We start from the raw sequence: 12532 nt of genomic DNA on the forward strand, positions 1-12532 counted from the left end.
GTCTTCGGCGCGTTAGTCGTTCTTGCTGGCGAACTTGCTGAAGTTGTAGCCGCCGACGCCGGTCTTCTTCTTGGAGCCGCCCTGCTTGGCCGCGTTCCGCTCGCCCTGGCCCGCCTTCGCGTGCTTCTTCTTCTCGTTCAGCTCGAGGCGGCGCTTCGCATGGTCCATGTTGGTGCTGCGCGGGCCGTCAGCCTTCTCGAAGGAGCGCTTGCCTTCGGCGCGCTTGCCGCGACCGGGGCGGTTGTCGGAGCGGGTCTCGAACTCGCGCTTCTCGCCGGCATGCTTGCCCTCGTGCTTGGCACCCGCCGGGCGCTCGCGACGGTCGCCGCTGCGCGCGGGACGCCCGGAGCCGGAGCCCTTGGCGCCCTTGTAGCCGCCCTTGCGCGGACCGCCGCTCTTCTTGCCCTTCTCGATGTCGGCCATGTTCAGCTCGTACGTCTCCAACTCCATGAGCGGGATGTCCTTGCCGATGAGCCTCTCGATGTCGCCCATCGTGCGGCGCGACTCGCGCGTGACGAACGAGATGGCGTAGCCCTGCTCGCCGGCACGGCCCGTGCGGCCGATGCGGTGCACGTAGTCCTCGGGCATGTCGGGCAGGTCGAAGTTGATGACGTGGTCCACGTCGGGCACGTCGATGCCGCGCGCCAGCACGTCGGTGGCCACGAGGATGGACGTGCGGCCACGACGGAAGTTGTCGAGCGCGCGCTTGCGCTGGCCCTGCGACTTGTCCGAGTGGATGGACTCGGCGCGGTACCCGGCGTCGCACAGCGCCTCGGAGCAATCCTCGGTGCGGTTCTTCGTGCGCGCGAACACGATGATGCGGTCGGAGCCCTTCTCCTCCAGCACGGCTTCCAGCAGCTCCTGCTTCTTGAAGTTCGCGATGGGCATCATGAACTGCTCGACGTTCTTCGCGGTCTCGCCGTTGCGGGCGATCTCCACGATGGCCGGGTCGTTCAGCAGCGAACCGAGGTTCTTCTGGATGGACTGGTCGATGGTGGCCGAGAACAGCAGCGTCTGGCGGTTGTCGGGCGTCGCGTCCACGATGGTGGTGACGGCGGGCAAAAAGCCCATGTCCAGCATGCGGTCGGCCTCGTCGAGCACGAGGGCCTCGATGCTGCCGAGGTCGATGACGCCTTTGTTCATCAGGTCGTTCAAGCGGCCGGGCGTGGCGATGAGCACGTCGGTGCCGCGGCGGATCTCGTTGATCTGGGGGCCGTAGGGCGTGCCGCCGAACACGGTGGTCACGTAATGGCCCGTCTTGCGGGTGATCTGCATGCACGTCTGCGAGATCTGCTGAGCCAGCTCGCGCGTGGGGCTGACCACCAGCACGCGCGGGGCGCGCTTGCCCTTCTTGCCGCGCGGCAGCGTGCTCAGGATGGGCAGCAGGAACGCAGCGGTCTTGCCGGTGCCGGTGCTGGCGGCGGCGATGAGGTCGCGGCCTTCCAAGACCAGCGGGATGGCCTGCAGCTGTACGGGGGTGGGGTTCTCGTAGCCCAGACGCTCGACGGCGGCAAGGGCAGCCTCGGACAAGCCGAGGTCGGCGAAATTCTGCATATTCGTTTCCGTTTCTCTTCGTACGCGCCCGGTGCGCGCTTTTCGGTCGCACCCGCTCCTGCGGTGTGCTTGCGCTTGACTCGAGCCGCTTTCTGATTCGTTGGCGATTGCGCGAAAAGAAACAGGAAAGAATTTCGTGTAAAGCGACTGATCATTATGACCGCCCGTAGGGGGGAAAGTAAAGAAAAATGTAAAAAGTGATCACGGATATGTACTAAACTCCATGAAATCGGAAGGCTTTCGGGGTCGTATTTGCTTGGTTACCGCCCACCGGCGAACGATGTGTGGTTCTGGTGACCGCGCAGGCTGTCCAAAGAATTTATAATCGCTTACATCACCTTTGACGTGGGAAAACGAAAAAACTCGGGGGGGGGGGGGGCTTCATCGAAGGTGCTTTTTTCTGTTGCTAAACTGCAACCGTGCTATTATCATAAGGCAGGAAAAACGAGTGCTCCGCCTCAAATCGGAGTTGAAGGTTTTCGCGACGGGCGAGGCGGACGGTAAGGAAACGCATTTTCCCTATGGGACTTGACGATAACAACAGAAGGGCGGCCTCGGGTCGTCATGGCTCCTCCGCCCCCCGCGGAGGTTCTCGCGCCTACGGGCAGCCTTCCGCCGGCGCGTACAACGCGGCCCCGCGCGGCGAGCGTCCCTATCCGCAGGGCGGCGGGCATGCTCCGCGGCCGACCGGCCAGACGTCCTATCCCGGCCAGCAGCCGGCGAACTACGGCTACGCCTCGCAAGCCGACGAGATCATCCGCGTGCGCAAGAAGCGGAAGAAGCACACCAAGCTGAAGCGGGCCGCGCTCATCGCACTCGCGGTCATCGTGGTGCTCGTGGGCGGCGTCGCCGCGTACGGTGCCTGGTACACGAGCAGCCTTTCCAGCAACATGGCGCTCGATGCGCAGGAGCAGAACGAGCTCAACACCGTGCTCGCCCCCTCCGATTCCCAGGTGGAGCCGTTCTACGTGCTGCTCGTGGGCTCGGACAACTGGGAAACCTACGGGGAGCGCTCGGACGCCCTCGTGCTCGTGCGCATCGATCCGGTGGATCACGTCATCACCATGGTGTCGGTGCCGCGCGATACGCCGTACCAGCTCAACGGTACGACGACTAAGATCAACCAAGCGTTCGCCGAGGGGGGCGCGGCCGGCGCCGTCACGGCGGTCCAGGACCTCACCGGCGTGAAGATTTCCGACTACGTCGAGATCGAGTTCGCCGGCCTGGCCGAGTTCGTCGACTCGATGGGCGGCATCTACGTGGACGTGCCCTACACCATCGATTACCAGGTGTACACGCAGGACCAGGCTCCCATCCACATCGAGGCCGGCAACCAGCTGCTCAACGGCGAGCAGTGCGTGGCGCTCGCCCGCATGCGCACCGCCTACGGCGACGACCAGGAGGCCATTCGCCAGTCCAATGTGCGCGCGATGGCCGTGGCGCTCATGAAGAACGTGCTGCAAGCTCCGCCGGTCGAGATTCCCGGTTTGATCCAGAATCTGTCCCAGTGCGTGTCCACGAACATCGATCTGCAAACGATGATCTCGCTCGCCACCGATTTCGCCCAGGCAGGCAGCCCCACCATCTACACCTGCACCGGCCCGTACAAGGGCGACTTCATGGAAGAGCTCGGCGGTGTGTGGCTGTGCTACGAAGATCCCGAAGGTTGGGCTACACTGATGAAGGCGGTCGACTCCGGTGAGAATCCCGAAGCCGCTGAGACCACCGTGCAGGGTAAGTAACAGCGTACGCGCGCTGGCGACAGAAAGACGAACGAATGACACTGCTCGAACTATTCAAATTGCTGCGCAAGCACCTGGCCTTGGTGGTCGCGCTGCCCGTCGTGCTCGCGATCGCGACGGCAGGCTTCAGCTGGGGCCTCATGCAGAACCAGTACACGGCGACGGTTTCCGTGTACGTGCTTACATCGAACGACGACACGGGCTCGAACACCACCGCGTACAACGACCTCACCGCCAGCCAGCTCATGGCGAACGATATCGCCACCTTGGCGAAGTCGGAGACGGTGCAGAAGCGCACGGCTGAGTCGCTCGACATGTCGTCGCTCGGCGGGTACAAGATCTCCGTCGAGGCCGGTACTACGACGCGCGTGATCAGCATCTCGGTGACGGCGGGGAAGCCCGATGCGGCCGCCATCGTCGCCAATCAGATTGCAGCGGAGCTCTCTTCGTTTGCGCAGGAGAAGATGGGCGTCGAGAGCGTGAACGTAATCGATGCGGCCCAGGTGCCCACGTCGCCGTCGGGCCCGCCGCGCACCATGTACACGGCGGTCGCGTTCCTCGCGGGCATCTTCCTGGCGGTGGCCATCGTGGTGCTGCTGGACATGCTGAACACGCGGGTGCGCAACCCCGAAGAGGCTGAAGAACTGCTGGGCGTGCCGGTCATCGGCCGTATCCCCACGATCAAGGGTTAGGAGGGAACAGGCCATGGCTAAGAAAAAGAAGCAGTCGTCCAATCAGCTCGAGGTGCAGAACGCGGCGAAGACGCTGTTCGCGAACATCCGCTTCATGTCGCCCGACAACCCCATCCGCTCCATCGTCATGACGAGCTCGGTGCCGAACGAAGGCAAGTCCACGTGCTCCGTGGAATTGGCGCGCGCCATCGCGACGTCCGGCAAGACCGTGCTCCTCGTGGAGGCCGACATGCGCCGTCGCACGCTCGCCAGCCTGCTGAACGTGCGTCCCGCGGCGGGCGTGTACGCCGTGCTCACCGATGCGGCCCCGCTGAAGACGGCCGTGACGGCGACGCAGACCCCCAACCTGTTCTTCCTCGACGTCGAGCCGAACATTCCCAACCCGGCCGACATCATCTCGTCCAAGCGCTACCAGAAGCTCGTCGCCACGCTTGAGGACAGCTACGACTACGTGATCTTCGACATGCCGCCGGTCGGCACGTTCGTCGACGCCGCCATCCTGTCTACCCTGGTGGACGGCACGGTGCTCGTGGTGAAGCCCGGCTCGACGAAGCGCTCCGAGCTCGTGGACGCCTGCGATCAGCTGAAGAAGGCCGATGCGAACATCCTCGGCATCTGCGCGACGTTCTGCGAGGGCACGGGTTCCGAGTACTACTACGCGTACTATACGCAGGATGGCGAGCGTTTGAAAAACGACGATGATCTTGCGTTGCAGACCGAGGGCCGCGTACCGGCTCCTGCGGCGGGCCGTCGTGCAAGCCGCGGAGCGCAGGGGAGCGCGGTGCCCGCGGGTGGACGTGGCGGTTTCGCCAAGATCGAGCCCCCGGCTGGAAGGGGCCGTAACGCCCGATGAGAGATCTGCACTGTCATATCCTTCCCGGCGTCGACGATGGCGCGCGCAACCTGGACGAGTCTCTGGCCATGCTGGAGGCCGCCAAGGCTGCGGGCATCACGTCCATCGTGTGCACCCCGCATTGCCGCGACCCGTACTTCGATTACGACGCGATGTGGGATGCTTACGAGCTGCTCGTGGCGCACGCCGACGGGTTCCCGTTGACGATGGGCTTCGAGGTGAACCACGCGAAGCTCATGGATTTGGGTATGGACTGGGCCGATCGGCTGCACTACGACGGCACGAACGAGTTTTTGCTTGAGCTTTCCACGCGGGCCCGCAAGCCCGATTTCGAAGTGTACGAGCGGACCATCTTCGAGTTGCAGGGGAAGGGCTACCAGGTGATCATCGCCCATCCCGAGCGCTACCGCGCCATTCAGGAGGATGTCGAGGTAGCGCGCAACCTGGTCAAGATGGGTTGCAAGCTCCAGGCGTCGGCCGATTTCGTGGCCGGCGGGCGCATGGGCGCCGAGCGTAAGCCCGCGAAGCGCCTGTTCGACGAGAACCTGTACGCGTACATCGCGAGCGACGCGCACCGGGTGGAGCACTACGACTACTTCGCGGAGGCGAAGCGGACGTACCGCACGCGGGGAGCGCACGCGCGCCTGTAAGCGTGCGTCGGGTTGACGGCTTTCTGCCGTTAGGCCACAGGTCCGGCCTGTGACCTAACGGCAGGAAACTGCACACATATCTTGAGGAAAGCGGGATCGTCGCTGGGTGCGCGTTCCGGATCGATCAAGAGGATGCATATCGTTGTTGCGTTTTGGCCGAATGGCTAGGGCGAAGCCGTATCTTTATTTCGTCTTGCCAGGGAGGTGATGGCATTGTGGTACGTCGTGCAAACGGTCGGCGGCCAGGAAAAGCACGTGCTTGACCTGATCAACAAGCTTGTCGACGAAGAATTAATCCAAGAATCCTTCATCCCCCAATATGAAGTCAAGAAGCGTATCCAGGGCGTATGGAAAATGCGCACCGAAGTGCTGCTTCCTGGCTATATTTTCGTCATCACCGATCATCCTGGGAAGCTGCGGGAAGCGCTGCGAAGCGTGCCCAAGTTCACCAGACTCCTCGGCAACAACGATGTGTTCACGCCTCTTGACGATCAAGAAGCCGCCTTCATCAACGCGTTCACCCAACCCGGCCATCGCGTGGTCGAGTTCTCGAACGGCGTGATGGAAGGAGACGAAATCGTGATCCTCAACGGCCCGCTCATGAACCAGACGGGCCTCATCAAGAAGCTCGATCGCCACAAGCGCCTGGCGTATCTGGAGATGGAGATTCTTGGCCGTATGAAAACCATCAAAGTCGGATTAGAGATTGTTCGAAAAAAACCCTGACAATTGTATAGATGTAACCGCCGGCGGAGCCGCCGCGTTGGCAGACGACGACTTCGCGTCAGCGGGGGAGAGCGCTTCGAGCGCCCCGGAGATTTCCACGCCCCCAAAGTCTGATAAGCGCGGTTATGTAAAGTCGAGCGAAACCCTCGGGGATACGGAGCCGATGGCCGCTTCCGACGTGGCGTTCCTGGCCCCCGAGCTGGTCTCCGAGGCCGAGGGGCCCGTCCCCGTCCCCGAGCGCGCCGACCGCCGCCTCGCCTACCGCTTCGTGAAGCGCGCCTTCGACATCGCCTTCTCGCTCGCCGCGATCGCAGTGCTCGTAGTCCCCTCGATCATCCTGTGCGTCGCCATCCGCCTCGAGAGCCCGGGCAACCCCCTGTACTCGCAGAAGCGCGTCGGCCGCATCGGGCGCGACGGGCAGGTGCGCACCTTCGACATGTACAAGTTCCGTTCCATGAGCGCCGACGCCGACGAGCGCCTGGCGGAGCTCGCCGACCTCAACGAGGCCGACGGCCCGCTCTTCAAGATCAAGGACGACCCGCGCGTCACGCGCATCGGGAGGTTCATCCGCAAGCACTCGATAGACGAGCTGCCCCAGTTCCTCAACTGCCTCATGGGCCAGCTCTCCTGCGTGGGCCCGCGCCCGCCGCTGCCCTCCGAGGTCGCCCAGTACGACGAGCGCGCCATGCGCCGCCTCTCCGTCAAGCCCGGCCTCACCGGCTACTGGCAGGTGAGGGGCCGCAGCGACACGACGTTCGACGACATGGTCGCCATGGACCTCGCCTACATCGAGGAGCGCTCCTTCGCGACGGACCTGCGGGTGATCGCGAAGACGGTTGTGACCATGCTCGACGGCAAGGGAGCATGCTGATGGCAAGTACGCATAGCTACCCTGATCGAGTAGAGGTTATGGGCGTGCCAATCGACCCATGGACCATGCAGCAGACCGTCTCAAGAATTGGAGAGCTTGCACAAATGGGATCCTTCGCGCACGTGATTGGTGTAAACGCTGACAAGCTTCTTCAAATGAGGGACGATCCCTGGATGGACGGATGCGTTCGTCGATGCGAGATAGTGAATGCAGATGGTGCATCCATGGTGATAGCGGCCAAAAAGCTCGGCATCGAAGTGCCCGAACGCGTCGCGGGCATCGATCTTATGTGGAAGCTTTGCGATCTGGCTGAAGAGAAAGGATATTCCGTCTATCTGTTAGGTGCTAAGACTGAGGTAGTTGAGAGTGCGGTGAAAGCACTTATTGAGCAGTATCCGCAGATGAATGTCTGTGGATATCGAGATGGTTACTTCAAGGAGTGCGAGTTTGACTCTGTTGTTGCAGAGGTCTCTTCGATGCGCCCCGCGATTGTGTTCGTAGGCATCACCAGTCCGAAGAAGGAGCAGCTGATTGAATACTTCCGCACACAGGAGGTAGCGGGTGTATTTGTGGGCGTTGGCGGATCGTTCGATGTCGTATCCGGCAACATTCCACGCGCTCCTGTATGGATGCAGCGGGCGAACTTGGAGTGGTTGTTCCGCATGATGCAGGAGCCAGGGAGGCTTATTAAGCGATACGCTGTCGGCAATATTCGTTTCTACCGTATCCTGCGTAAAGCCCAACGCGAGCAGGGAGGGCAATGATCGACGCTCTGTCCATTACAGTTCTTGAGGATTACCTCCATCCAGAGCTGGACTGGGCAGAAGAAGCGCCGAGCTTGGGTAGGCCCGCGCTCGTGATGCGGGACGCGACCGAGCTTCCTGAAGGCATGGCTGTGGCCGCTGGTACGTTAAAGCTTGTAGGACTGATGAGGATGTAGTTTACCGGATTTTTCGCGTCTTCTCTCAAATAAAGAAGGGTACGAGTCAATGTCGCACGCGAGCAATCCATACGGCGACGGTCATGCTAGCGAGTGCATGGCTAATGTGTTGGCGCAGATCATTTATTAAGACAACCGACCTGAAGTCCGCTAGGGAAAGGTTTCACGGCTTCAAGCCGTGCGTATCGATTTCAGGGGATTGCTACGTAATGAGTGTTTGTGCAAGATGCTATTTGGAGGCAGATAGTGAATAGTCGGCAACAGTACAAGATAGCTCTCAGTCTAAATGAAGAGACGGATTTGCACGATAACTTAAATGGACTTGTGTCGATTGTGGTACCTGTGTACAACGTAGAAAACTACATCGAACGTTGCGTGCAAAGTATAATGACCCAGACATATAGCATGATCGAAGTAATTCTTGTCGATGATGGGTCAACAGACTCTTCTGCAGACTTATGCGAAGCACTGGCTGACAAAGACGATCGCATAAAAGTGATTCATAAAGAAAACGGCGGACTCTCATCTGCGCGAAATGCAGCATTGCCTCTTGTTGAGGGAGAGTACCTCACATTCGTCGATGGCGACGACGTGATTCGTTCCCAACATGTCGAAATCTTAGCGCGCGCTCTGCACGGCGACAACAGGGGTATTTCCAGCGTGAGCGCAATTTCAATACCAAACCAAGACTCGCTCCCAAACTTGTCATGGAGTAAAGTCGACTGCCTTGAGCTGTCGCAAAAGGAAGCGCTCTCGCAAATGCTTCTAGGGAAAGGGCTTAGCGTGTCGGCTTGTGGAAAGATGGCTCATAAAGATATATGGGCATCAACTCCTTTTCCCGAAGATAGGGTATATGAAGACTTGTCTGTTATGTCAAAAATAATCAGTACAGTGGGCAAGGTTTACTCGGTTGACGCTGCCTCCTACGGACAAGTGTTCAGAATCGACTCCATAACCAGAAAAAGCAAAATGAGCGCGCGCCAATACCTTGATTATCATGCTGCAATTCATGACTGCTGCGATTATGCAGAGCAGATGTTTCCTGGCGAGTTTGAGCATGAGGTGCTGAGCAGAAAGCTATTAGAGTATGCGAGACTCGAAAACCTATGGCTTGATGTCGTCGAACCCAATGAGGCATGCCTGAGAGCGCGTAAAGAGGCTCAAAGGTTCCTGAAAAGCGATGCAGGGAAATGGCTTCATGGTAAGCAGATACCTCTAGCCGTGAAGACGAAGGCGTGCATCCAGATAATATCTCCGAAACTGTATTCCACTTTCTTCCGCTTGCTCCAGCGCTTAAAGCAAAGGCGAGTTTGCTAGATGGTCTTGCGTAATCTGCCGCAAGCGAAAGTTAAAGAAATAGTGCTCTTTCTTCTATTTCTACTACTTGCTTTCGAGAACGTCTTGCAAGATAAAATATCTCTTTCTTTTTCATACCTTGACGAAGGCTCTGCTGTTTTCCTTGCTGTATGGGCTGTTGCTAGCGCGATTTTCCATCACAAAAAGGGACGTCAACTCAACCGCAGTGACGCTATATGTCTCGTGTCTCTTGCGATTCTGTGCATCGTGGGTTTTACGGGAAACGTATTACGCGATATTCAGGTTTATCAAGAGGCAACAATCATCGATTTCTTTACCTGCATAAAGTTCGCAATTGCGTTTATTTCATCTAAAATCATTCTCAATGATAAAGAGATGCTGTGCTTATTGGATATGTGTGTTGGCTTCGCTAAGGTTGCGGTTATTATTCTTTTGCTTGTAGCCGTTGCTAATCAATTCATGAATCTGGGCTTTTCTCTTAGTTCGAGGTTCGGGATAGGGGCTTTTCAGTTCCTGTTTGGGCATCCTTCAAACTTCGCTGCTACTATTGTTGGATTTGTTGCTCTCCTGCTTCTCGATCCCAAGAAGAACGCCGTCTATATCATTTGCGCTTTTCTTTTGCTGGCGTTAACAACAAGGATAAAGGCCATCGGACTTGTTCTCGTTCTCTCGATCGCGCTTCTCATATTCCCGGGGAAGGAGCGAATTCCGAAATCTTTTGTCGTGATGGCGGGTTTGGCGGTTCTTGCAATAGCCTATGAACAAATCGGACTCTATTATCTCAATGATGGAACCGCGAGGAGCGTCCTTCTCTCTAAGTCGTTCGAGGTTGCAAACATGTTTTTCCCCACAGGCGCAGGATTTGCATCGTACGGATCAAACATTACACGTGATTTTTATCCGGCTTTTTACTACTATCTTGGTTTTGACCACGTCCATGGACTGACTCCTCTGAACTCCAACTATCTAGTCGATAGTTTCTGGCCTATCATTATCGGACAGTTTGGCTGGCTAGGTTTGATTTTGTTCCTCACTTTTGTAGTCAGCTTTTTTCGTAGCGTTTTGTACGATCAATTTTGTCGCCGTAGAAATTTATGGGCTTCTCTTACAATACCGATTTATCTGCTCATTGCAAGCTCATCCGAATCCGCCTTTTTCTCCTCCTACTCCGTGTACCTTGCTTTCACGCTCGTGCTTATACTCATGGGTAATGCAACGATAGAGGAAAGCTGCTCGATTGCCAGAAAACGGTCGAACAGTACGGCTATAAAAGAAGGGGCAAACTCTTATGGCATCGAAAAACACTTGGCAGATCGATAGATATCAACAAATGAAGCCAGGGTCGAAGTCTTTGAGCGTCGCTTTGACGTTACGTGGGGATATGCCTTTCGGAGGAGCCGAGAGAAGACTCTTAAGGATATTCAATGAGATCGGGATCACGCATCGGGTTTCCGTGCTCGTTAGGGCATGCTTGAAAACGGAGCTGCAGAACCGACTTGATCAAGCCGCTTGCTGCACCGACAATTTTTCGGAGATAAGGTTCAGCGCCCCTAAAGACAAGATAATTGGGACGTTGGATTCGCTCCGGCAGCTTATGGCGATAAACCCTGACGTAATTATATCTTTTGACGCAGGCCCATTTAATAGGGTTATGGTCAGATGGATGCATTTTCTTGGGAAACACGTTGTTCTGACTATTGCGAATGACCTCTACTACGATGAAGCTATGAAGGGGACGGAAAACCAAGCGTTAAGAAGACTTCTTCAAAAAGCTGATCATATTGATCTGCTTTATCCGAGACAAGAGCGATATTATCGCAAACTACTTCAAGGTAAAACCGTCTTGACCGTCACCCCTGGAACGTTTACCGATCTAAGATTATTTCAACCAGGCAAGAAAGAGCGCCTGTTTGTTTTTATCGCCGCTCGACTAGAGGATTATAAGAATCCACGGATGGTTCTTGAAGCTGCCATCAAATGTGCCCCCATGCTTAGAAAACGAGGTTACAAGGTTCTTATTTGCGGCAAGGGCTGGGAGGAAGATGCTTTGAGGCAAATGATCCGAGAGCGTGGAGTTTCTGATGTGGTCGAAATGCCGGGCTATGTAAAACCACACGAAATACTACCTCGCGCAAATGTTCTATGTGCTACGAACCTCATCAACAACTACCCTTCGCAAACGATAGCCGAAGCAGCAGCGTGCGGGTGCTTTTTGATTGCTACAGAAGTAGGAGAGACGTACAGGATACTTGATGATAGCTACTCAGTGGGAATCCCCCCAACCGTTCAGGCTTTGGCTGAAAAAATGGGTTGGTACATGGAATTAGACGCTGAGACTCAAGTAAGGTACTCCTGTTCGGCTAGAAGGTACGCGTTGTCTCATTTTTCGATCGAGCAGTCGAAAGAATACTTCCAATCAATATGCTTCAAGCATATTGAGCACCCTGAATAATGGCATTGACATTCGGAAGCAAGGCATCGTTTAGGGCATTTTGTGAATATAAAAACGGTGCGACGAAAGGGAATCGAACGTTGATGTGGTTTTGCTCAAGAAAAGGACCCCTTCATGGCATGCAACGCAATGATACAGCTTATGTGCAGCTTTCATGCTCGAAATGTTCCAATGGTCCCGCGCCTGATCAGTAGTTTTGTAAGGGCGATTTATGCTTGCGACATCAAACCAACCGCGAACATAGCGCGAAGCGCGGTGTTGGTTCACGATGGCCTTGGATGCGTTTTCCATGAAAACGTTGTCCTCGAAGAAGGGGTCAGGATATACCAAAACGTCACTCTCGGCGGTAGCGGCAAGACTTGCCCCAATTTGGAGAAGGGGCATGATTATCCGACGATAAAGAAAAACGCCGTAATTTATGCAGGTGCATGTGTGCTTGGTCCCGTCACCGTTGGAGAAAGTTCAATCGTAGGTGCGAACGCAGTTGTACTGACGGATGTTCCGCCAAATAGTTTAGCCGTAGGAGTGCCTGCCGTGATCAAACCTCGATCGCCCTTGTCCACTATCTCGACAAACGAAAGGAATAATTAGCCATGAGGATGAACCTGAAGAAAAAGGTCGCCGACCGCACCCTCGTCTGCGGCACGGTGGGCCTCGGCTACGTGGGGCTGCCGCTGGCCGTGGAGAAGGCCAAGGCCGGCTTCAAGACGATCGGCTTCGACGTGCAGGCCGACA

The 12532-nt window shown here is 56.8% G+C and carries 13 protein-coding genes; 12 read left to right on the forward strand and 1 reads right to left on the reverse strand.

Features of this window, described 5'->3' with window-relative positions:
- Nucleotides 1–12: 12 nt before the first annotated feature.
- Nucleotides 13–1554, reverse strand: a complete 1542-nt coding sequence (locus H8S61_RS16660; protein WP_186939778.1) for a DEAD/DEAH box helicase — start codon at nucleotides 1552–1554, stop codon at nucleotides 13–15.
- Between the two features lie 521 nt (nucleotides 1555–2075).
- Between H8S61_RS16660 and H8S61_RS16665 the strand changes: the two genes are divergently transcribed.
- The 12 genes from H8S61_RS16665 (at nucleotide 2076) to H8S61_RS16720 (ending at nucleotide 12388) form a co-directional block, all read left to right on the forward strand.
- Nucleotides 2076–3296 (forward strand): LCP family protein, encoded by a 1221-nt coding sequence (locus tag H8S61_RS16665; RefSeq protein WP_186939779.1) that lies wholly within the window; start codon nucleotides 2076–2078, stop codon nucleotides 3294–3296.
- Between the two features lie 35 nt (nucleotides 3297–3331).
- Nucleotides 3332–3988, forward strand: coding sequence for a YveK family protein (locus tag H8S61_RS16670; RefSeq protein ID WP_186939780.1), 657 nt, complete (start codon nucleotides 3332–3334; stop codon nucleotides 3986–3988).
- A gap of 13 nt (nucleotides 3989–4001) precedes the next feature.
- The gene (locus H8S61_RS16675; protein ID WP_186939781.1) at nucleotides 4002–4841 is read left to right on the forward strand and encodes a CpsD/CapB family tyrosine-protein kinase; all 840 of its coding nucleotides are present in this window, start codon (nucleotides 4002–4004) and stop codon (nucleotides 4839–4841) included.
- Nucleotides 4838–5491, forward strand: coding sequence for a CpsB/CapC family capsule biosynthesis tyrosine phosphatase (locus H8S61_RS16680; RefSeq protein WP_160941112.1), 654 nt, complete (start codon nucleotides 4838–4840; stop codon nucleotides 5489–5491). Before H8S61_RS16675 ends, H8S61_RS16680 begins: the two co-directional genes overlap by 4 nt.
- Before the next feature lie 207 nt (nucleotides 5492–5698).
- A complete protein-coding gene (gene loaP, locus H8S61_RS16685; RefSeq protein ID WP_244977563.1) occupies nucleotides 5699–6217 on the forward strand; it encodes an antiterminator LoaP in 519 nt (172 codons plus the stop codon).
- A gap of 163 nt (nucleotides 6218–6380) precedes the next feature.
- Nucleotides 6381–7088, forward strand: coding sequence for a sugar transferase (locus tag H8S61_RS16690; RefSeq protein WP_186939782.1), 708 nt, complete (start codon nucleotides 6381–6383; stop codon nucleotides 7086–7088).
- On the forward strand, nucleotides 7088–7852 hold the full coding sequence (locus H8S61_RS16695) for a WecB/TagA/CpsF family glycosyltransferase (protein ID WP_035586381.1): 765 nt from the start codon (nucleotides 7088–7090) through the stop codon (nucleotides 7850–7852). Before H8S61_RS16690 ends, H8S61_RS16695 begins: the two co-directional genes overlap by 1 nt.
- The gene (locus H8S61_RS17650) at nucleotides 7849–8028 is read left to right on the forward strand and encodes a hypothetical protein (protein ID WP_035586379.1); all 180 of its coding nucleotides are present in this window, start codon (nucleotides 7849–7851) and stop codon (nucleotides 8026–8028) included. The genes H8S61_RS16695 and H8S61_RS17650 overlap by 4 nt, the downstream gene beginning before the upstream one ends.
- A 219-nt stretch (nucleotides 8029–8247) precedes the next feature.
- On the forward strand, nucleotides 8248–9345 hold the full coding sequence (locus H8S61_RS16705; protein WP_181817031.1) for a glycosyltransferase family 2 protein: 1098 nt from the start codon (nucleotides 8248–8250) through the stop codon (nucleotides 9343–9345).
- Nucleotides 9346–10665 carry an O-antigen ligase family protein gene (locus tag H8S61_RS16710; RefSeq protein ID WP_035586373.1) on the forward strand — a complete coding sequence of 440 codons (1320 nt, stop codon included), beginning with the start codon at nucleotides 9346–9348 and terminating at the stop codon, nucleotides 10663–10665.
- Entirely contained in the window at nucleotides 10634–11797 is a 1164-nt protein-coding gene (locus tag H8S61_RS16715; RefSeq protein WP_186939783.1) for a glycosyltransferase family 4 protein, read from the forward strand. Before H8S61_RS16710 ends, H8S61_RS16715 begins: the two co-directional genes overlap by 32 nt.
- 114 nt (nucleotides 11798–11911) lie before the next feature.
- Nucleotides 11912–12388, forward strand: coding sequence for a serine O-acetyltransferase (locus H8S61_RS16720; RefSeq protein ID WP_081956922.1), 477 nt, complete (start codon nucleotides 11912–11914; stop codon nucleotides 12386–12388).
- Nucleotides 12389–12532: the final 144 nt, after the last annotated feature.

Origin of the sequence: Eggerthella hominis (assembly GCF_014287365.1) — a bacterium.
Taxonomy (GTDB): Bacteria; Actinomycetota; Coriobacteriia; order Coriobacteriales; family Eggerthellaceae; genus Eggerthella; species Eggerthella guodeyinii.